The sequence below is a fragment of the Chloroflexota bacterium genome (assembly GCA_026710945.1).
Lineage (GTDB): Bacteria > Chloroflexota > UBA11872 > VXOZ01 > VXOZ01 > VXOZ01.
The window spans coordinates 19,139-40,629 of record JAPOQA010000069.1 but is presented as its reverse complement, the minus strand read 5'-3'; the positions used below and the strand labels follow the sequence as shown (position 1 = coordinate 40,629).

Below are 21,491 nucleotides of genomic sequence, written 5' to 3'. Positions count from 1 at the left end.
TGGTAGCGTAGGTTTGCAACCTGCGCAGTTTCCTCTCGCTATTGCTTACACCTACCCATCAATACAATGTTGTTGGACCACTAGGCGTGTGCTCCAGCCACTTGTCGAGGAACGGAAACGAATCCTTGGCGTAAATCTCGTGCTTGCCTTTAAAGACTCCCAGCACACAACGGTCGCCGAGACCCAGCCGTGCGTAGTGGGAATGAAGCCTCACGAACTCTACCTCCGCCTCTTTGTAGTAGACCGCCCGGTCTTGCGTGCCCTGTTCGATGAACAGGGGGCGCGGGCAGATGAGAGACCCGAGATCAGCGTCGGAGAACTCCAAGAGCTGGCCGAGATAGTATTGATGGAATTCGTCCGTCGTGACGTACGCGCGGTAGTGCTCGGACTCCACATTGAGTTTGCGGGTGCGTTCATTGAAGTAAGCAGAGACCACCGCGACCTTGATGCGGGGTTCCAGCGGCGTCAGCCAGAGCGTCATGGTCCCGCCCTGGGAGAGACCGTAGAAGCCGATGCGTTCCGGATCGACCTCCGGCAGCGATTGCAGATAGTCGATCACCTTCATCTCGCGCCAGATCTCCAGTCCCATCAAACGCCTGCCAACGACGATAGCTTTGTTATGTAAACGCACGCGCCGCGGCGTGCCATTGATGCAGTGCGGCGCGAAGACCACGTAGCCCCGTTCCGCCAGGCGCTGGCCGTAGCGGTGGTAGGCATCGTCTTGTTCCAGCAAGCCGGCGACAGCTTGCACCGCCCCACCGAGCCCGTGTTGAGTCACCACCGCAGCGCGCGGCGCGGTAATGCACTTGGGCACCAACAAATAGCCGAATAGTCGCACCCCCGGCAGCATGCCCAGCGTTACGGCATAGACCGTATGGTCCGGACGCTCCACTACCACGCGGCGTTCGGGGGCAAGCGGCACCTGTTCCTCTACCGGCGGCAACCCGCCCATCATCGCCAGCCACGCCTCGCGGTTCGCCGCTACGGACTCCGTGTAGGCCTCCGCGCTGGCATAGTCCCGCTGCCAACGCTCTTCCCGCACCCCGTATGCCTGATCGGCCAGGCCGTCCAGGTACCGATCGTGCTGCCCGTTCGTATCGTCGCGCATGGCTTGCAGGGCAGCATCGTTGACAAACACCGGCGGCGGGGGTGTGGCCGCCTTGTCATCAGGCGCGGCGTGCCCCTTGGGTGGTTGCCCATCGTTCAACCAGCGATCGAGAAAGTCAAAAGCCTCCACACCGTGAATCTCGTGAGGGCCGTCAAACTCACCCCACTCGCAACGCTCACCGATGCCCAAGCGCTCGTAAATCTCCTTGAGCGGGTAGAACTCCTCGCGCGCGCTCTCGATGTAGTAGGAGCTATCCGTCTGCCCGTGTTCGATCATCACCGGACGGGGGCAGATGAGCGATGCCAGATCGTAGTCCGAAAACTCGGTGAGGAAGTCCGGCTCGAAGTACGACTGTTCGCTGGTGTTTATGAAGGGTCGATAGTGAGGCGATGCTACGAGCTGCTTCTTGGTGCGCTCGTTGTAGAAAGCCGAAATGATGGTAGCGCGGATGCGCGGTTCGAGCGGCGGAAACCACAGCGCCATCTTGCCGCCTTGGGAAAGCCCGTAGAAACCGATGCGCTCGCTGTCTACTTCGGGCAATGTCTCCAGCAAGTCGACTGCCCGCATCTCCCGCCAAATCTCCAAACCCATTAGGGTGCGCCCAACGAGTAACGCCTTGTTGTGCAGGCGATTGCGCCAATCGACAAAGTTGATGCAATGCGGGGCCAGCACCACGTACCCGCGTTCCGCCAACCGCTGGCCGTACTTATGATAGGCGTCATCCTCATCCACCAAACCCGCGATGGAATGTGGTGTGCCGCCCATGCCGTGCTGGCAAATGACTGCCGGTCGTGGCGCCTCGATGCGCTTAGGTACCAAGAGGTGGGCAAAAGAGCGGACGCCCGGCAGCGTGCCAAACGTAACCGCATAGACGGTATGATCGCTGCGCTCTGCCACGACATGGAGGTCCGGCTCGAGGGACACGCGCTCTTCCGCCGCCGGCCATATACCGAGCATATCGCGCCAGTGTTCACGATTCGGCGCTACGGCTTCCGCGTACGCCCGGAGGCTTGAAAAGTCCCGGTGCCACTTTGCCCTCCGCCACTCATACGCCTGGACGGCAAGGGTATCGAGGTATCGCTCCAGTTGCGCCGCCTGGTCCCAGCGCACGGACTCTACCGCGTTCGGGGAGGCTACATTGGCTTCTTGGGACACGGCTACGGCTCCTTGCTCGTACTCATCTCATAGATATTCAGCTCTGCGCAGATCCGCCCTGCGACAGGCTCAGAGCCTGCCTCGCACTTGATACGAGGGCGAACGGGAAGAACAACAATCCAACCATGCTGAATGCTGCGCGAAGCCCTTGGCTATCCTGAGCTTGCCGAGTGGTCGAAGCACGAAACACCATGTCGAGTCCCTCTTATGCGACAGCTTCTAGGTACGTGGGCTTGCTTGTTGTTCTCTTGCCAACGTTCGCTCGCTCCTCGTTGGCAAGTCGTAGCGCGGGGGCTTGTCCCCCGCCTCTTGGCAAAAGAAGCAAGTATCCTCTCGGACAAAGTACTTAGAAGCTGTCCAAGACTCTCTGTCACTCCGGCCAGTCTGCCAACAAGCTGGCGCAATGCAGGCCCGCGCATGGAACGGCCTTGGAGTCCAGGGCGCGCGTTCCTCGTCACTCCAGCTTTCGCCGGAGTCCAGGGCACGCGGAAGAGGTGGATTCCGCGCCCCCGGGCGGGGGCGAGCTTTCGCTGAAATGACAGTACCGAGTGCGGTCATTCCTCGCCAGCACAGTATGGCGACTTCTCCGACGCGGTACCATCGGCATGGGGCATCCGTCTGCCTTATGCGGCCTACCCGGAATACTCTATCCGTTAGTCTCCACGCCACGCAAGAAACGCTCGATCGCTTGGGCAGCAAGCTGATTCACCTTAACGCCGCGGCGTTTCGCTTCTTGCTCGAGCCGCTGCATCAGCCAAGCGTCTTCCAGGGTCAAACTGAGCGACCGCTCTGTGGAGGCAGTAGCCTGTGGAGCTACCGGCTGATCCTGAACCACAATCACCTGATCGGTAGCCTCAACCACATGCCCGCGGCGACTCTGCGTGAGCGAACGCCACTTCTCTTCAGTCAGCGGTCGTCCCCACGCCTGCTCGACCTGAGAGCGCGTGATTTCAAGCCTCTTGCCCTCGATCGTAAGCCACGGACCATTCTGGTGCAGTACACCCCCCGTCACGTCCTTGAGCACGGAGGCAAGTTCGAGATTCGGCGCGCTCAATTGGATGGTGATACTCGCCATAACGATTACTCCTCGCATGAGGCGTTACGTCAGTAACTAAGCCCATTAGACCATACGCCCAATCCTGTAACAAGCACATAGTGGTGACTAATGACGCTTTTCCCTTGGAGGACCGCTCGCATTGCCGAAGCAGCTGAGCCAGGGTCTCTCTGAAATGAGGAGACCCTTGGTTGAATTCGGTCGGCAATTCCAGACCGGCTGCACTCCCTGGGGAGCCTCTGCAATCCCCTTTCCCCCGCGATGGGGTAGTCCAGGCGGGGAGGGGTGAATTTTGGCTTCATAGCTAGCAATCGCAAGCTACCCTCTAACTACTGGATTCCGGCTTTCGCCGGAATGACGGAGTCATTTAGTGGTCTCCTGGAGAGAAGGCCGGTACGAAGAGGCAATCTCGTCAATTGAACCCAATCTCCCTTATCCTTTCGAGCTATGCAGGGGTATCCGGCGGGTCATCCTTCAGCTCTCCTTGACCATTCGCCGCCGTGTCGGTTACGCTCAATGCCGTAGCAAAGCGGCGAAAACTGTCTTTCACCCGTCAATGAAGGGTGTCTCCCAAACGGGTTAGCTCCCAGAGATTCAGGCACTCCGGCGTCCCCTTTGTTTCACTATGAAAAACCAAGACGACACTGCCCGAACACGCAGCAACGAAATCAATACAGACGACAGAATCTAAGCTGAATCCCCGCACCATAATCGAACGCCAATTGACGAAAGGATGAGCCTGTGCAAGATATCAATGTTGCCCTGGTGGGCCATCGCTTTATGGGCAAAGCACACACCCATGCATATCGTGACGTAAACCTCTTTTTTCCGTCGGTGCCGTACCGGCCTCGCCTCAAAGTGATAGCGGGGCGCGACGCCAAATCGGTGCAAGATGCCGCGGACCTACTAGGTTGGGAAGAATCATCCACAGACTGGCAAGAGGTCGTCACACGTGATGACATTGACCTCGTGGACGTCGCTACGCCAAACCACCTGCACGCTGACGTGGCCATTGCCGCCGCGGAAGCCGGCAAGCAGGTGATCTGCGAGAAGCCGCTTGCCGTGACCGTACCGGAAGCGCGCTCTATGGTGGAAGCCGTGAAGAAGGCAGGCGTACGCAACACCATTTGCTTTCACTTTCGGCGCTATCCGGCAGTGCGTCTCGCGAGAAAACTCATCGAGGATGGCGAACTCGGCGACATCTACCACTTTCGCGGGTGGTTCCTGGCTGAACGCTTCGCCGATCCGGCTACGCCGCTCGGCTGGCGCATGCAGCAGGAATACGCCGGTTTTGGTGTCTTCGGTGACCTTGGTTCGCACGTGCTCGACATTGCACGTTATTTGCTCGGCGACGTGCGCAGCGTTTGCGGCAACTTTGCAACCTACATTAAGGAGCGTCCCACGCCTGAGGGCGGCAGCGGCGCGGTGACCGTTGACGACTGCGCGCAGGTCCTCATGCAGTTTACCAACGGCGCACAAGGCATGCTGGAAGTAACCAAGCTGGCACGTGGCAACAAGAATAACTTCGGCTTTGAAGTGAACGGGAGCAAGGGGTCGATCCGTTTCTACTTCGAGCGCTTGAATGAATTGCAGTACTACTGCGGTGACGATCCGGGACCGCTTACGGGGTTCCGCACCATCCATGCCTCGGACTCTGTCCAGCACGACTATATGCACGGCTACTGGCCGGCCGCCGCCCACAGCATCGGCTATGGCGAAGCCTTTATTCACATCGTCAAGGACTTCCTGGAAGCGCTGGGCAGCGGTGAAACCATGAGTCCCGACTTTGTTGACGGTCTGCGCGTGCAGGAGATCATGGAAGCGGTCGGAACGTCGGTGCAAGACCGCGGCTGGGTGGACGTGGCGGCGCCGGAGTAGCGTCGGGTGTCAACGAATGCTGGTCATTCCCGAATAGTGTCGTATAGGCAATTCGACACGCAGCGCTCCGTTCATACTTCGACAGGCTCAGCACGAACGGAGCGCTCGCGCCAGTGGCAGATTCTTGTTTCCCCAACAGAATACTTTCCTTGAACAGAACGTCAGCGTAGACGGAGTACGAACAGTTTCTTTGTCTTTCGCAGGAAGAGGCCATCGCCTAGGCAACGACCCTGCGCTCGGCAGGGCTCACCGACACCGGCACAGAATGGTACTCTAACTACGATCACACTTGAAGTAGTAGCTTTGTCATCAATTCAGGGAGGCTCGATGGATGTATACCAGGTCCTATAACGGCACGAACAAGAAAGTCTTTTGGCAAGAGATGTGGCGGCACGAGCTCTACGAAGCCTTGAAACATGACCCCGTCGTTATTATCCCCGTAGGATCCATCGAGCAGCACGGCCCCCACAGCCCCACCGACATCGACATCAGCATCCCCTACTACCTCGCTGCTGAAGCCGCGACCCGTACGGACGACTATCCCATCATCGTGGCACCGCCGGTTTGGACGGGCTTTACGCACTTCAACATGGGGCACATCGGCACGATCACGGTGGCGCTTGAGACATACATTGCCGTGCTCTGCGACGTTTGCCGCAGCATCAAGGCGAATGGCTTCGAGCGCATGATCATGCTCAATGGGCACGGCGGCAACGTGGCTCCCACGCAAACGACTTCCGTCAAGCTCGCCCAGGAGGACATCTGGTCTCTGCACATTACGTACTTCCACATGGTGGAGGACGAGCTCAAGGAGTGGGGCGACAGCGACGACACCATCGGGCACGGCGGCGAATGGGAGACATCTCTGCAACTCTACTTGCGGGGCCACATGGTCGACCTGGACAAACGCACACCTAACGGCCTTGCGCCCATGTTCCGCGACCCGGTGGTGGGCAAATTCGCCAAGTGGCCGGAACGCCGCCGCGAAGCCGATGAGGGCGTGATGGGCGATCCATTTGTGGCCAGCGCGGAGAAGGGCGAACGCATCTTCAATCTGGCTGTCGAGCGCCTTACCTTGGCCTGCAACGAGTTACACAACAATCCGGTGCGCGGCTACTTCGACCGCGGCAGCGACGCCACCCTTGGCCCGCTCTCGCCTGACGCCACACCGCCGCGTTAGGAGAGCCACCAAACTTTGGAGAGAATCGCTACAAAGGGAAGTTACCATGTCTAACTATACGACTGGACAAGTGGCCGAGAAATTCAGCCTTACTGTACAGCGGATCAATGAGATTGCGAACCATAAAGGGATTGGCCGCCAAGACCCCAAATCCGGTCGATGGACATTCGACGATGATGATGTTAAGGCCATCAATCACCGGGACAAGTTGGAATCCATTTGGTCAATTACCGCCGACGAACCCGGAGAGGATGGGATGTTCTCGACCTTGCAGGTCGCGGCTCAACTCGACGTTGGTCCTGGGTGGGTGAATTACATGGTATATGAGGGTAAGGGCGGTCACAGAGTGGACTCTCTCTGGAGGTTCACCCCTGAAGACGTGGCAAAGCTCCGTAGTCTTCGCAGCGAGACGTGCGGCAGCAAGTCCGATGTGCAACCTTCAGCGGGTGAATTCTATCAAGATCTCGGTGTCAAGCGTGTGATCAATGCTGCCGGCACCTTAACCCGTCTAGGCGGCACACCGATGGACGATGACGTGCTCGACGCCATGCGCGAGGCAGCGCAATGGAGCGTGCGCATCGAGGAACTCCAGGAGGCAGCGGGGAACTACCTCGCCGAAGTCACCGGGGCGGAAGCCGGCTACGTTACCGCCGGCGCGGCGGCAGGCCTGCTGGTTGGTACCGCCGCCTGCATCGCGGGCTTAGATATCCACAAGATGAACCTCCTGCCTGAAACAGCGAACATACCGAACGAGGTAGTCATCCAACGCCTCCACCGGAATGCGTACGACCACGCTTTGCGCACGGCGGGCGCGAAGTTTGTTGAGGTCGGACACATCGGTCACCCGACTGGAGGTTACACCGAGCCGTGGCATATCGAGACTGCAATAAACGAGCGCACGGTCGCCGTTCACTGGGTCGCCATGCCCGTGGAAGGGGTTGTGAGCTTGGAAGACACGGTCGCCGTCGCGCACAAACATGACGTTCCCGTCATCGTGGACGCGGCCGGTGGCTTGCCGCCCGCCGAAAACCTGCGCGGCTACATCGCCACGGGCGCCGACCTCGTCTCTTTCTCCGGCGGCAAGGCGATACAGGGCCCGCAAGCCTCCGGCATCCTGGTCGGTCGGCGCGACCTCATCCAATCCGTGGCACTACAGCACCAGGACATGGACGTGATGGTGGAGACGTGGACCCTACGCGAGCAACTGCTGGGAAGCGGCCGCCTGCTCGGCCCGCCGCTCCAAGGCATCGGCCGCCCGATGAAAGTGGGCAAGGAGGAGATCGCAGGCCTACTCGCAGCCGTGAAGAATTACGTCAACCGCGACCATGCCGCCGCGCGGGCAGAGTGGCTCTGCCGCCTCGAATCCATCGCTGCCGATCTCAGCAGCGTATCAGGAATCGCCACCGAGGTGGTTGGACGCGACGGCGCTTCCTATCCCACGCTGCGAGTCTCACTGGACGACGGCGTGCACGGCGTATCGGCCATCGACTTGGTGAATCGCTTGTTTGACGACGATCCGGCCATTGCCGTGAGTCAGTACGGCTCCCTGGAAGGCAGCATCACCATCAACCCGCTCAACCTGGATGGTGACAAACCGCAGCTCGTCGCAGCACGCATCCGCGCCATCGTCACGCAATAGTTGTTGGCTTCCTACATTATTCCCTTAAACGCCAGATAAACCCCGTAGTTGATATCGACAGGTGTTGGACAATGCCAAGTTTGAGTGATGTGCGAAGGAACCAATGTTATCAGATCATCGTCGGATTGGAGCGGTCAATCCTTGAGAATCTCGTCCGGAGTCTAGACATCAATACCCCTGGGTTTTTGTCGCCAGATGAGCAGAGGCGAGCATTGACTCGTCTAAGAGCGGACATGGGGCAATCCGAATGGGAACTAGAGGATGTGACGGCTGAGGACTTGCTGATTTACTTGGATCTCGGCGACTTTGTTGATTTGCTGAACCGGCACAAGCACAGTTTCCCAACTGCTAACCAGACCGACATCCAGGCTGCTGCGGCCACAATTATTGAGCAAGAGGTGCTCAAAATACGCAATAGAGTAATGCATCCAGTTCGCACTTTGGACTTAGAAGACCTGCCCAAACTAATGTCTATCGCCAAAGAGCTACCAGTGAATTCACAGAGTCTGATCTGGGAGCCACTCTTCGAGAGCATCGACTTAACCCAAGATTCTGCACACATTCTGAGCTTCTCAATACCACACTTTTGGACCGAAGAGACAGCTATTCTTCACGATTTACCAGTGGCAGAATTCGGCGACACCGGATTCATAGGCCGCCAAAAGGAAATCCGACAACTGACGAATCTCTTGAAATCCGACCATAATGTCATAACTATAGTAGGTGCTGGCGGTATAGGAAAGACTGCCCTAGCACTTCGCGTTTGCCATGATATTCTGGATCAACCTGAATTCGGTTTGGATAGAATAGTCTGGGTGTCACTCAAGACGCAGCATCTCACGGCCGACGGAATTCGCGAGGTTACAGACGCTGTTGACACGACAAGCGACCTAGTGGATCACTTGCTAGTAGATTTAGACACAGCAATCCGGAGACAAGCAGAGCCAAACTGGGATAAGGTACTCGAGCAATTGCAAGGAAGCCGAACCCTTTTAGTAGTTGACAATCTAGAGACACTCGGCTCGGCGATCAGGGATCTAGCCATAGGAATCCCTCACGACTCTAAGCTACTGCTAACGTCAAGGGTCGGTCTTGGGGAGATTGAAATTCGCTACCCGATGCCTGGGCTCTCTACAAGAGATTCAATCGCATTATTGAGAAGTTTGGCGAACGCATACAACTATACAATCTTTCAAACGCTTAGCGAGGACTTGCTTAGAAAATACTGCAACCGACTACACTATAGTCCGTTGCTCATCAAGTGGTTTGTTCAAGCTGTTGGCAAAGGGGCAAGTCCAGAAGACGTGCTTGCACATGAGGACTTTAATCAAGCGCTGCGCTTTTGCTGGGAGAACGTCTATGCTGGCTTGTCTCCGCTTGCTCGGAATATCATCTCCACCCTGTTGGCGGCAAGAAGGGAACTTAGCCAGACTGAAGTTCAGGAACTACTAGATGCCAAGCATATCCCCTTCCTGGAAGCACTACAAGAGCTACAGCAGTCCAGCATTCTGGAAGGGAAATTCAATGAAGGGAGCGCAATTTATCAGATTGGTAGCCTTGTTTTTGATTATTTGTCCCGCTACCATCCGCCAAACAATTCGACTGTAAAGAAGACACGGGAAAAGATTCGTCAGTGGCAGGTTGAAAAAGAGAAGAGCGCGAAACAGAAACTCAATTATCGGTATGATCGTTACCATATTGACTTTGAAACAAGCGATCAACTGGTCGCTGCTCCGTACCTTCGATTTGCACTCAATACTATCCGTCAGAATCCAGACGCTGCGATGAGGTCATTACGCAAGGCAGAAGAATTAACTCCTAATTGGTGGGAAGTCCATCGGGTAAAGGCACACTTGTTGGAGTCTGAGCAACGGCCAATGTATGAAATTGAAGATGCATTCGAGACATCTATCCGATACAAAGCCACTGACATTAATCGGTATCACTATGCCACTTACTTGCTAAATAATGGTCAGTATGAGAAGGCACTGGAGGAAGTGGAGAGTGCGTTGGACAGTGAAGCTGCACATGAAGTTTCATTGAAAAGCATTCGAGGGCTTGCAAACTTAAGACTCAGCAGATTACCTGATGCGCTAGTTGACTTGGAATGTGTCTGGAACTATGAAGACTTGAATGCGCCAGATCATGTAATGAGAATTCGCAGCACTCAATATGCAGACGCACTCCGGCGGAGTGTAGAACACTTTATCTCACAAGGCGACTTTGAGTCAGCAGAGGAACTGGCCATCAAGGGTGTCCACGTAGCGGATGAAGCTGCAAGTGCCTACGGTTGGGATCAACAGTTGGCAAGCGTGAGTGTGAGAATACTGGCAGAAGTACTCAGACTGTACGACGGTTATTCGTCAGCAATTTCTCGCTTCACCCAGGTTTCTGAGGGTTGGGATTCTGATCGTGAATTCGTTGAGAAGTGTAGGGACTTTAGAAAGACTCTAGCTTGCCTCAATAGAAATGCGGATCTAATTCATATAATTCCAAATGCTTATAAAGCTGCCCTAAGTTCAGACCGCACGCAACGGTTCAAAGGTGTTGTATCTAGGATACTAGGTACATTTGGCTTTGTCAGGAGTAACTCATTAGGCGAAGTACACATGAATCGCAAATCCTTAGTTCATCCCAGTGAATGGGCGAATCTACGTGAAGGACAGCAAGTAGCCTTTAGCGTGATTCGCTACGTTAAAGGTCCCCATGCAGTGTGGCTCGAGGTCGATTAGTGGGCTAAAGTGGAAAAGTCTCACAGTAAGTGAACAATCCCATAGATGGGGACCATGCGACTCCGTGACTTTGGCGCGGACGGCCAACGCTTTGCCGGAATTGTTGGCTTGCGCCGCAACAAGCTGCTCTTCACGCTGCCCGATCCCAGCTATGCACAGGAAGGGGAGAATGGCGCGCACGTTCTTCCTCTTTGGGGTATCGGCGGCATGTGCGCGGCGGGCGAGTCGTGGCAAGCCGCCGCTCAGCGTCATGGCGAAGCCGAGACCGGCTGCGAGGTGCGGCTCTTCTCCAGCCGCGAGACGTACTACCTCAATGTGAAGAGCGACATCTTTGGCGTAGACGTTGAAGACGTACCGGCGCCCGCCCTGCTCTATGCCGCCGCATACCGACCCCCGGACAACCCCTACGGCGACTTGCAAACTGTCTACGGCGCAGAATACTTCGCGCACGTGCGGGGCACGCCACGGCCTGGAGAAGATGTTGCCGCGCTCATTGCCCTCGGCCAGCCGTTGCTCGTGGCAGTGGAGCAGCAAGCTCTTACCCTGGAACACCTATTGCAGGCGGGCGCGGAGCTCTTTGTCAATCCGAAGTCTCCACCGCCTGACCCATCTCTCACCATCGCGCCGCTGGGCACGCCCAGGTTCATGCTGCACGTGCTCGATGCCGGACATTGGTGGCAAACTCTCACACTTGCCGACTTGCCGATACTCTAAGCATCGCGCTTGCCGTTCCGGAGCTTCACGCGACGCTCCCGCCAGGGGAGAATTGGGCTGATATACTAAGATTGGATTGAGAAGTGGAAGATCGCTGGGGGAAGACGGGAGGAAGCCAAAGCGGTAGATACTCACGTACCCAGAAGGAGAAGATGATCATGGCCGACATCATTTCCGAAATCATTTTTGAAGTCAACGAGGATGAAATCGACGGTGGATATTCGGCCAGCGCGTTAGGATATGGCATCCACACGGCTGGCGAAACGATTGAGGAGCTCCGCCACAATGTCAAAGAAGCCGTCGACTGCTACTTCGACGAATCCATGAAGCAACCTGGCTTGATTCGTCTCCACTTCGTCCGCGACGAAGTTCTTGCCCTATGAAATTGCCGCGCAACGTAAGCGGGGCGGGCTTAGTGAAAGCGCTGCGGCGTTTGGGGTATAGGGCTACCCGGCAACGCGGTTCTCACGTGCGGATCACGACGCAGACGAATGGCGAACATCATGAGGTGATCCCCCAACATACGCCCATCAAGAGGCCAAGACACTATCGAACATTCTCAAAGGCATCGCGGCCCATCACGGCCTGAGCGTCTCAGAACTGCTCGAGCAGCTTGAATTGTAGCCCTTCTTGCAATCATAACCTCGCGCTTACGCTTGACATGAAAAGCTAACACAACCTAGCGTTTTCGCAGACACAACGAACTACATCACTAATCAGAAGCGTCCCGCTGAAGCCGCACTCCAAAGAATCCGGGTGCATCACATTTATAGGCCGACGTGACGATGCAAATACACGGCACGAACTATCTCACGGCAACTCGTCCTCCGCAGTGGATTCCTTTTGATTAGCGGTCTCCGCCAAGACGCGCCGAGCCCCTGCGCAATGCTCGGTTCACTTCCTCCCGACTCGGCAAGCTGGCGATCGCGCCTCTGCCGCGCACCTTGAGTCCGGCCGTGACCACGCCCAATCGCGCTGCTTCCAGCGGATCCTTGTTCTCCACCAGCCCGTGCAGGAACGCGCCGTCGAAGGCGTCACCGGCGCCGGTCGTGTCGACCACCTGCGGGACAGCGAAAGCAGGTACCGTCCCCGTTCCGCCTTCTGCGCTCACGTATACACCGGCATCGCCTAGCTTGACCGCCACCGCATAGGCACCAAATCCATGCAGGTATTCTGCCGTTTCCTGGGGGGACGCGCAGCCGAATAATTGCTCTGACTCCTCAGGCCCGCTCGGCAGGGCGATGTCCACATGCGACAGGAGCTCTTCCGCCGCGGTCCGCGCCTCCGCCGCCGACCACAGCGCGGGCCGAAAATTGGGGTCGAACGAAACGCACACATGTGCCTCATTCGCCACGCGCGCCGCCGCTAGCGCGGTCGCCTGCGCCGACTCTGAGATTGCCTGTGTGATGCCGCTGATGTGAAGCACCCTGGCCTGCGCGATGTAATCGGGATCCAGGTCCTCAGGGGTCATGGTGCTGGGCGCGCTGCCGGCCCGGTAGTAGGTAAACTCCCGTTCGCCCTGACCGTAGATGGAGATAAAGTATATGCCGTTGCGACCCTCCACGCGCTTCACGTGTGAGGTATCAATTCCCAAAGACTCCCAGCCATCGAGCAAGAACGGTTGAAAGGGATCGTTGCCGACCCGCGAGAGAAAGCCGCACGAGCTTCCCATACGCGACGCCGCCGCCAGGAGATTGAGCGCATCGCCGGCGAAGGCCTTCTGCAGTTTGTGCGCCTCTGCTAACGGCTCCTCTGCAAAGAACTCCACCATGCACTCGCCGAGGGAGAGAATATCAGGCATGTTCGACCTATTGGAAAGTAAGACAGCAATCGTCGTCAAGCGGCGACAATGCCGTCGGTCCTCTATCGCACCTACAGAAGCGGGGGACAAGCCCCCGCGCTACACTGACGCTGCCAGTCTAGTGATCTCGACCAAGGGGAATACCGGCCGCACGCTCCAGGTTCCGCACCCCGAGTTACTCTTCGCTAGGCTTCGTTTGGAATTGTAAATGTCAGGTAATTCGTTGACAGACTTGAGAATGATAGCAAGTGAACGCAATACTCTACATGAATAGTACACATATCGTTCTGATCGGAGCGCGTCGAAGAGGGGAATCTAAGATGTTGAGCCTATTTGGCGACATGTTGCATGTACCCTAGATTCCTCGCTCCGCTCGGAATGACATGTGAATTAGCCATGTCTAGTACTGCGTTAGGTTGCTTCTGTTCTCAAACTTGCCAACGAATTACTCATCATTTACAGGAGTGACATGCAGTGCACCCATCCTCTGGCCTGAGCGCAATTACGCGGAGTCCAAATACTCCATGAAGCGCCGGGCAAATGCCGTTAGCCCCGCGTAGTCACCATCAGCTATGAGCGACGGCGGCATGAGTCCCGAGCCCAGCGCCACGTTAGCCGCTCCCGCCTCCAGGTAAGCGCGATAGTTGTCGAAGCCGATGCCCCCGGAGGCGACGATGGGGATCCCGGGGAGCGGTCCGAGCACCGACTTGACGTACCCCGGCCCGCCGACGCTATCGACTGGAAAGACCTTCACCATGTCAGAACCCGATTCATGCACGTCGAGAATCTCGGTGGGTGTCAGACCGGCCATGATGCAAGGCACATCAGCCTCGTGCGCCAGAGACACGAGCGCAGGCCGGTTCACGGGCCCAACCACAAACTGCGCGCCGGCTGCCAGCGCCTCCCTTGCCTGGGTCTCGGTTGTCACCGTACCGGCGCCTACCAGACAACCGGCGGGTTTCTCCCTCGCAACCACTTCAATCACGGCGGCGGCGTCCGGAACCGTAAACGTAATCTCAACGAGCCGAATACCGGCAGCATACAGCGCCTGCGCGATACGCACCGCCTCCTCGGTGGACTTGGTGCGCACCACGGCGGTTATCTTGGCCTCGCACAGATCGCTAAGCAGCGCCGCACGACTCATTGCATACTCCTTTGCACGGTCTTACCCTGCCCAGATATAGTTGCCCTCAATCCGAAAGGCAGACAAGAACTGCATTACAAGAACGCTTCATGTAGTATAATCGTAACTGTAAACCTCCTCTTGAGCTTAGAATCAGTCTAGCATTACACTAGAGCAGACGCTAAACATGCGTCTGCGGTCTTGACCCATTTATTGGTTCTGGCTGCGTTCTACAGCGCCTCTTTGCGCTTTTCCTATTCGCCACTCCTCAAGAATGACACTTCGAGAACTCCTACAGCTTTCAATCAACTCTCTCGCCTTTCCGTCATGCTCCGCCTTGCTGTCGCGGATTCCGACACCCATGGGCTTGCAATGGACGGTCTTGTGTGTCTTCCTCTTTGCCGCCTGTGCGCAAACCGATTCCGATCAAATGACGTTTGGGCGCACGATTCCGCCCGCAACGGCAGTGCCGACGCCATCTGTGCCGGCGCCCATACCAACCGCGGGCGCTGAGCCAGCAATTGTCATGTCCACGGCAGTCCCTTACCCCACACCGGACCTCACCGGGCTTCCCTATGAGGTTCTCGCCCAAGAGATTGTGCGCGGCGGCCCGGACATCCCTGCCGTCGCGTTCACGCTCGACGGTGGGGCAATTGCCGACTACACTCCTGAAATATTGCAAATTCTGCGCGAGCACGGGGTGCGCATTACAATCTTCATCACCGGACAGTTCGCCGAACGCCACCCTGAACTCGTCCTCGAGATGATCGCCGATGGGCATGAAATTGGGAACCACTCCTATGCGCACCCCGACTTTACCGAGCTGAACGATGATGCCATCCGCGCGGAGCTCACCCGCACAGAGGAAATCATAAAGGACGTAGGGGGAGTAAGCACCAAGCCCTGGTTCCGCTTCCCCTACGGCGCACGCAATCACCATGTCCGCCGCGTGGTAGCCCGTGAAGGCTATCAGAGCATCTACTGGACTATCGATACGATTGACTGGCGGGATGACGCGACGCCTGCCTTGGTCAAGCAGCGCATCCGCGACCGCCTCCAGAATGGCGTCATCATCCTCGCTCATCTCGGCAGCAAGCATACGCTGGAGGCGCTCCCAGACATTTTGACTGAACTAAAGGAGCAGGGTTACCGAGTCGTAAAAGTCTCTGAACTCTTGTATCCGCCACCGGCCATTGCGACCCCCATTGTGAATCCAACGCCCACGATTATTGTGAAGCCTTCCCCAACCATCGTACTCTCCAGCCCTTGACAGAGGCCTGAACCTACCATAGAATACGATTCACAATTGAATATGAAAAAGGCGATGATCAGGAAGAGTACGCTGCTAAGGCGGCCTTCAGAGAGCCGGGGAATGGTGGGATCCCGGCGGTGCGCGGCCAGCGGAATGGGCCTGGGAGCTGTGACCTGAAAGATAGCTGATCCGGAAACGCGTCCAAGCGAAGTGTGGCCGGTTTAGTTGCCGACTAGGCGTCAACGGAACCCCTACCGTAGACTTTGGGGCAAGCATGCAACCGCGCAGGCGAGGAGTGCTTGAGTGAATGAAGCGGGCTGCGCACGCAGCCAATAAGGGTGGCACCGCGAGATACTTCTCGTCCCTCAAAGGGACGAGATTTCTTTTTTTAAGCAACAGCCTGAACAAGGGAATGCCATGGCAGTCATGCAAACCGCACCGGGTATGGTTTTTGCCGGCATTCAGCCGGACCTTGCCGCAGTGCGCGCACTCGCGGCAGAGGGGCTGACAGTGCCCATTTCACTCACTATTCCCGCGGATTTGGAAACGCCGGTCTCTGCCTACCTTAAGATTGCCCAGGGCGACTACTCATTTCTGCTCGAGAGTGTCCAGGGCAGCGAGAGCCTGGGCCGGTATTCGTTCATCGGAACCAATCCGTCTACCGTCCTGCGCATGGACAACGGCATGGCAACCTGCAAGCAGGGCGGGGAAAGCGAAACTCGCACGTATTCGGACCCATTAGCGTTGCTTCAAGAAGAGCTTGCCAAGACCAATTTCGCCGCTATGCCCGGCCTGCCGCGTTTTCAAGGCGGCGCCGTCGGCTATCTCGGCTATGAGAGCGTACGCTATTTCGAGCCCAGGGTGCCTCTGCCGGCGGAGAATGCCTTGCCTGTGCCCGAGGCGGTCTTCATGTTCACGGATAGTTTAGTGATGTTCGACCACTTCAAGCACAGCCTCACGATCATCTCCTACGTCCCACCCCATGGAGATGTCGCCGCGAACTACCAGGACGCGGTAGAAAGAGTCGAAACCATCCACGCGCGCCTGCAACGTACCGTGCCGTTCGTGCGCGACACGACGAGCTCCGGCGCAGCCGTGCCCACAAAAAGCGAAGCGCAGCATCATGCCATGGTGCGCGCCGCGAAAGAGTACATCGCAGCGGGCGACATTATTCAGGCTGTACTAGGTTTGCGCTGGACGCGTCAGTTGGGCGTGCATCCATACTCGGTGTATCGCGCGTTGCGCATGATCAATCCGTCGCCGTACATGTACTACTTGCAGCTTGATGACATGCAGATCGTCGGCGCCTCACCGGAGATGCTGGTGCGGGTAGAAGGATCTCACGTCACGACGCGCCCCATCGCCGGTACCCGACGACGGGGAAGCACGCCGGAAGAAGACGCGGCACTGTCTGAAGAGTTGCTCGCGAGCGACAAGGAGCGCGCTGAACACATCATGCTCGTGGACCTGGGCCGCAACGACCTCGGACGGGTCTGCCGCCCCGGCTCGGTGCATGTCCCGACGCTCATGGTGGTGGAAGAGTTTTCCCACGTTATGCACATCGTCTCACAAGTGGAAGGAGAGCTCTTGCCGGGCAAGACGGCCTTTGACGCCCTGCGCTCGTGTTTTCCGGCGGGCACGCTCTCCGGCGCTCCCAAAGTGCGCGCCATGGAGATAATCTCAGAACTCGAAGGCACGACACGGGGACCTTACGGCGGTGCTGTCGGCTATTTCGACTACTCCGGCAATATGGATATGGCAATCACCATTCGCACGATGACCGTGAAAGACAACACGGCCTACATCCAAGCCGGCGGCGGTATCGTGGCGGATTCCGATCCCGAAGAGGAGTACCAAGAGGTGTGCAACAAGGCCGCCTCGACCATGCGGGCGATTGACGTCGCGGAGGAGATGGAACGTGATCTTCATGCTGGATAACTACGATTCGTTTACCTACAATCTGGTGCAATACATGGGCGAACTCGGCGCCGATCTGGAAGTGGCGCGCAACGACAAGACCACTGTGAAAGCAGTGATGGCGCGCCGGCCGGATGGCATTGTCATCTCGCCGGGCCCGTGCACGCCCCATGAAGCCGGCATCTCAAACGACCTTATCACGCAGGCTGCGGGCAAGATACCGCTGCTTGGTGTCTGCCTTGGACACCAGTGCATCGGCCAGGTCTTTGGCGGCAACGTGATTCGCGCAGACACGCTGATGCACGGCAAGACCTCGATGATCCACCACCACGGTAGAGACCTGTTTGCAGACCTGGATAACCCCTTTGTCGCGACGCGCTACCATTCCCTGATTGTGGATCCCGCGCAATTTCCATCTGCCCTCGACGTGACGGCACGAGCAGACGATGGGACGATAATGAGTGTGCGTCACCGGGAATACCCAATTTACGGGGTCCAGTTTCATCCCGAGTCAATTCTCACCACAGAAGGCAAGAAACTCCTGCAGAATTTCCTCAACATTGTCGAGCGGCACCACTCGCGGAAAACGCAAGCGGCTTCCGCGCAAAAGGGGGCAGAGGGATGATAGTTGAAGCTACGATCAAAGCCACTGATGGTGCGCCGCTCACCCGCGACGAAGCGGCTGAGGTAATGACCGAGATCATGGATGCGGCCTGCACGCCGGCGCAATTCGGCGCTTTTGTCACGGCACTCCGTGCCAAGGGCGAGACCGCCGACGAGATTGCCGGTTGCCTCGCGGTGATGCGCGAGAGAGCGCTGCCGGTTACCGTCAGCCAGCCGGTTGCCGACACTTGCGGCACCGGCGGCGACGGCACAGGTACCTTCAACATTTCCACGGCAAACGCCATCGTATTGGCGGCGGCCGGACAGCCTGTAGCAAAGCACGGCAACCGCGCCATGAGCAGCGCCTGCGGCAGCGCAGATGTCTTAGAAGCCCTGGGCGTGCACATTGAGTTGGGACCGGACTCGGTGGCGCAGTGCATCGAGCAGGTCGGCATCGGCTTCATGTTCGCGCAGGCGTACCATCCGGCGATGAAGTTCGCCGCGCCGCTGCGCCGCGAAATCGGCATCCGCACGATTTTCAACATTCTCGGACCGCTGACGACCCCTGCCGGGGCAAGCTACAGAGTGTTTGGAGTCGCCGACCCAAGCTTAGCCACAGACATCGCGCATTCGCTGAGCGCTCTCGGCGTGCGCCGCGCGCTCGTTGTGCACGGTGAGGCCGACGGTGTTGACGAAATCTCTATCAGCGGTCCCACGTTAGTGACCGAATGGGATGGGAGCAGCGTGAATAGCTACCGCTTGGCGCCGGAGGAATTCGGACTCGCCTCGGCTCCGGTCAGCGAAATTGCCGGCGGCTCCGTGGAAGAAAATGCGCAGCACGTGCGCAACGTGCTGGCCGGCAAACCGGGCCCGCGCCGCGACGTGGTGGTCATGAATGCCGCCGCCGGTCTTGTCGTAAGTGGTAAAGCGAGTGACTGGAAAGCAGGCGCCGAGCAGGCCGCCGCCGCTATCGACAACGGCCAGGCCGCCGCCAAACTGGAAGCTTTTGCGAGCCTCAGTCAAAGTCTCGCCTGATACCGTATGCGAATGTGGAATCACTAGTAAACAAGGCTCCGCGGTTATCCCCTCTCCCTGAGGGAGAGGGTTAGGGTGAGGGTGAAACGTCAGAGTAAGTCTGCGGTTGAAAAGGTACTTAGGGCCAGGCACATGATTCTCGATACCATCCTGCAGCACAAAGAACGCGAGCTGGCAGAGCGCCAAGCGGCCGTGCCTCTCAATGTTCTGGAGAAAAGGGCCGAAGCGACGCAACCGCCGCGTGACTTCACGGCTGCGCTGCGCCAAGACGGCATTCGTTTGATCGCCGAGATAAAGCGCGCTTCGCCCTCCAAAGGCGTGTTTGCGCCTGATCTCGATCCAGCAGCACTGGCGCAGACCTATGAATCCGGCGGCGCGAGCGCGCTATCCGTTCTCACCGACGAGCGGTTTTTCCAAGGTTCGTTAAGCGATCTCACGGCCGCGCGATCTACCGTGGACATTCCCGCATTGCGCAAGGACTTTACGACTAACGAATACCACATCGTAGAAGCCCGTGCCGCGGGCGCCGACGCCGTGCTGCTCATTGTCGCCGCCCTCCCGCAGCCACGCCTGCGGACGCTGCTTCGCTGCGCGAAGGAGTGGGGGATGGCCGCCATCGTGGAAGTGCACACGGCGGCAGAAACCGAGCAAGCCTTAGCTGTCGGCGCGGCAATCATCGGCATCAACAACCGCAACCTGCACACATTCGAGACAAGCCTGGAAACCACGGCCGAACTCCGCGCGCTCATTTCCAACGACCGCATAGTGGTCAGCGAAAGCGGCATCCATACACCCGCTGACGTGGCACAACTGCACGGCTGGAACGTAGACGCCATGCTCATTGGAGAAGCGCTCGTTACCGCTCCCGACACGGCTGCCAAAGTTGCATCGCTTGTTGAGGCCGCGAGACCGCCGCGCGTTACTTCTCCGTCTAGCGATTCACCCGCCGTCATTCCGGCGAAAGCCGGAATCCAGAAGGGGCATCGCGCATGACAGTCTTACGAGAGTCTGAAACCCAAAGCGATTCGGAAAATTCCCTTTCGCCCAAAGTTAAAATCTGCGGCATCATGGCGCCGGCCGACGCGGAAGCGGCCGCAGCGCACGGCGCGGACTTCCTCGGCTTGAACTTCGTAACGGGAAGACGCCGGTGCTTAACATTGGACAAGGCACGGGACATTATCCAGTCGCTCGGATCCGCGTGCCCGCCAACCGTTGGACTCTTCCTCGATGAAAAGCCCACCGTGGTGCGCGACATAGTCGCCGCAATCGGCCTCCAGTACGTGCAGTTCTGTGGTCAGGAGTCCCCGGCCTACTGCGCGGAAGTGGGCGTCCCCTATTGGAAGGTCATCAATCTGCACTCGGTCGGGGACTTCGAGCGGTTGAATCGATACGTCGACGCCACAGCCTTTCTGCTGGAAGGCGCCGACAACGGGCCGGGCGGCACCGGCCAAACCTGGGATTGGGGTCTTGCCAGCGCGGCGCCGCGCGACCGCCCCACTCTGATCGCAGGCGGGCTAAACCCTGAAAACGTCGGAGAAGCCATCGCGCGGGCGCAGCCCTGGGGCGTGGATGTCAGCAGCGGCGTTGAAACCAATGGAGCCAAAGACCCCGACAGGATCGCCGCATTCATCCACCAAGCAAGAGACGCCTCGTTACCGTGAGAGGAATCACAATGAAACGGCTTGAAGAGTTGGTTCAGGAGTTGCCCCCAGAGTTGCAGCAGGAAGTCTACGACTTTGCGCGCTTTCTGCTAGAAACGAAAGCCAAACCGCGCCGCAAGGGCAAGCTCCGTCTCAACTGGGCTGGAGGACTACGTGAATATCGCGACCGCTATACCTCACTTGATCTCCAGCGTAAAGCGCTTGAATGGTGGGGGGACTAGTGTTCCTTGTCGATACAAATGTATGGCTAGAGCTTCTCCTGGAACAGGAAAGAGCGGAGGAAGTCCGGGACTTTCTTAGCACAATTGAGCCGAGCCTACTCGCATTGACAGACTTCACTATTTTCTCGATCGGCATCATACTAACGCGACTTGGTAAAGACCAGCTATTCTCTGACTTTACCGCAGACACGCTTGAACAGGGAGAAGTCACCAGTCTCCGGCTAAACACGTCTGACATGCGAGACTTGCTGGCCGTGGGACAACAGTTTCGACTTGATTTTGACGACGCTTATCAGTATCTAGCCGCTGAGAAACACGGCTTCATGCTCGTAAGTTTCGATTCGGATTTTGATCGAACAGAACGTGGAAGAAAGACTCCTAAGCAAATCATCACAGGATTCTAAACCAGGAGGAAAGA

18 protein-coding genes, 1 pseudogene and 1 other annotated feature are annotated in these 21,491 nt (G+C 57.6%); of the genes and pseudogenes, 15 read left to right on the top strand and 4 right to left on the bottom strand.

The window, feature by feature from the left end; genetic code table 11:
* Window positions 1-58: 58 nt before the first annotated feature.
* Both OXE05_14155 and OXE05_14150 read right to left on the bottom strand, forming a co-directional pair.
* Entirely contained in the window at window positions 59-2,263 is a 2,205-nt protein-coding gene (locus OXE05_14155; GenBank protein ID MCY4438458.1) for an acetylxylan esterase, read from the bottom strand.
* 646 nt (window positions 2,264-2,909) lie between these two features.
* Window positions 2,910-3,338 (bottom strand): hypothetical protein, encoded by a 429-nt coding sequence (locus tag OXE05_14150; GenBank protein ID MCY4438457.1) that lies wholly within the window; start codon window positions 3,336-3,338, stop codon window positions 2,910-2,912.
* A gap of 720 nt (window positions 3,339-4,058) precedes the next feature.
* Between OXE05_14150 and OXE05_14145 the strand changes: the two genes are divergently transcribed.
* The 7 genes and pseudogenes from OXE05_14145 (at window position 4,059) to OXE05_14115 (ending at window position 12,084) form a co-directional block, all read left to right on the top strand.
* Window positions 4,059-5,195 (top strand): Gfo/Idh/MocA family oxidoreductase, encoded by a 1,137-nt coding sequence (locus OXE05_14145; GenBank protein MCY4438456.1) that lies wholly within the window; start codon window positions 4,059-4,061, stop codon window positions 5,193-5,195.
* Window positions 5,196-5,526: 331 nt separating this feature from the next.
* Window positions 5,527-6,375 carry a creatininase family protein gene (locus OXE05_14140; GenBank protein ID MCY4438455.1) on the top strand — a complete coding sequence of 283 codons (849 nt, stop codon included), beginning with the start codon at window positions 5,527-5,529 and terminating at the stop codon, window positions 6,373-6,375.
* Between the two features lie 46 nt (window positions 6,376-6,421).
* A complete protein-coding gene (locus OXE05_14135) occupies window positions 6,422-8,014 on the top strand; it encodes an aminotransferase class V-fold PLP-dependent enzyme (protein ID MCY4438454.1) in 1,593 nt (530 codons plus the stop codon).
* Between the two features lie 233 nt (window positions 8,015-8,247).
* Window positions 8,248-10,746: an NB-ARC domain-containing protein gene (locus tag OXE05_14130; protein ID MCY4438453.1), complete on the top strand. Its 2,499-nt coding sequence runs from the start codon at window positions 8,248-8,250 to the stop codon at window positions 10,744-10,746.
* Window positions 10,747-10,800: 54 nt separating this feature from the next.
* Window positions 10,801-11,460, top strand: coding sequence for a hypothetical protein (locus tag OXE05_14125; GenBank protein MCY4438452.1), 660 nt, complete (start codon window positions 10,801-10,803; stop codon window positions 11,458-11,460).
* Window positions 11,461-11,618: 158 nt separating this feature from the next.
* Window positions 11,619-11,843: a 2-oxoisovalerate dehydrogenase gene (locus tag OXE05_14120; GenBank protein ID MCY4438451.1), complete on the top strand. Its 225-nt coding sequence runs from the start codon at window positions 11,619-11,621 to the stop codon at window positions 11,841-11,843.
* Window positions 11,840-12,084: pseudogene (locus tag OXE05_14115) on the top strand (type II toxin-antitoxin system HicA family toxin). Before OXE05_14120 ends, OXE05_14115 begins: the two are co-directional and overlap by 4 nt.
* A gap of 223 nt (window positions 12,085-12,307) precedes the next feature.
* Here OXE05_14115 and OXE05_14110 read toward each other — a convergent pair.
* Together OXE05_14110 and OXE05_14105 are read right to left on the bottom strand one after the other, a co-directional pair.
* Window positions 12,308-13,261 carry a sugar kinase gene (locus tag OXE05_14110; protein MCY4438450.1) on the bottom strand — a complete coding sequence of 318 codons (954 nt, stop codon included), beginning with the start codon at window positions 13,259-13,261 and terminating at the stop codon, window positions 12,308-12,310.
* Window positions 13,262-13,763: 502 nt separating this feature from the next.
* Window positions 13,764-14,405, bottom strand: coding sequence for a bifunctional 4-hydroxy-2-oxoglutarate aldolase/2-dehydro-3-deoxy-phosphogluconate aldolase (locus OXE05_14105; GenBank protein MCY4438449.1), 642 nt, complete (start codon window positions 14,403-14,405; stop codon window positions 13,764-13,766).
* A gap of 340 nt (window positions 14,406-14,745) precedes the next feature.
* On the opposite strand from OXE05_14105, the gene OXE05_14100 reads away from it, so the two are divergent.
* The 8 genes from OXE05_14100 to OXE05_14065 all read left to right on the top strand — a co-directional run bounded on the left by OXE05_14100 (window position 14,746) and on the right by OXE05_14065 (window position 21,477).
* Window positions 14,746-15,654, top strand: a complete 909-nt coding sequence (locus tag OXE05_14100) for a polysaccharide deacetylase family protein (GenBank protein MCY4438448.1) — start codon at window positions 14,746-14,748, stop codon at window positions 15,652-15,654.
* Between the two features lie 45 nt (window positions 15,655-15,699).
* Window positions 15,700-16,005, top strand: a binding site (T-box leader).
* 57 nt (window positions 16,006-16,062) lie between these two features.
* Window positions 16,063-17,574: an anthranilate synthase component I gene (gene trpE, locus OXE05_14095; GenBank protein ID MCY4438447.1), complete on the top strand. Its 1,512-nt coding sequence runs from the start codon at window positions 16,063-16,065 to the stop codon at window positions 17,572-17,574.
* The gene (locus tag OXE05_14090; GenBank protein MCY4438446.1) at window positions 17,555-18,178 is read left to right on the top strand and encodes an aminodeoxychorismate/anthranilate synthase component II; all 624 of its coding nucleotides are present in this window, start codon (window positions 17,555-17,557) and stop codon (window positions 18,176-18,178) included. Before trpE ends, OXE05_14090 begins: the two co-directional genes overlap by 20 nt.
* A complete protein-coding gene (gene trpD / locus OXE05_14085) occupies window positions 18,175-19,191 on the top strand; it encodes an anthranilate phosphoribosyltransferase (protein MCY4438445.1) in 1,017 nt (338 codons plus the stop codon). Before OXE05_14090 ends, trpD begins: the two co-directional genes overlap by 4 nt.
* 75 nt (window positions 19,192-19,266) lie before the next feature.
* Window positions 19,267-20,184 (top strand): indole-3-glycerol phosphate synthase TrpC, encoded by a 918-nt coding sequence (gene trpC, locus OXE05_14080; protein MCY4438444.1) that lies wholly within the window; start codon window positions 19,267-19,269, stop codon window positions 20,182-20,184.
* Window positions 20,181-20,852 carry a phosphoribosylanthranilate isomerase gene (locus OXE05_14075; protein ID MCY4438443.1) on the top strand — a complete coding sequence of 224 codons (672 nt, stop codon included), beginning with the start codon at window positions 20,181-20,183 and terminating at the stop codon, window positions 20,850-20,852. The genes trpC and OXE05_14075 overlap by 4 nt, the downstream gene beginning before the upstream one ends.
* Before the next feature lie 11 nt (window positions 20,853-20,863).
* Window positions 20,864-21,073 carry a DUF2281 domain-containing protein gene (locus OXE05_14070; protein ID MCY4438442.1) on the top strand — a complete coding sequence of 70 codons (210 nt, stop codon included), beginning with the start codon at window positions 20,864-20,866 and terminating at the stop codon, window positions 21,071-21,073.
* Window positions 21,073-21,477: a PIN domain-containing protein gene (locus OXE05_14065; GenBank protein ID MCY4438441.1), complete on the top strand. Its 405-nt coding sequence runs from the start codon at window positions 21,073-21,075 to the stop codon at window positions 21,475-21,477. Before OXE05_14070 ends, OXE05_14065 begins: the two co-directional genes overlap by 1 nt.
* Window positions 21,478-21,491 lie beyond the last annotated feature (14 nt).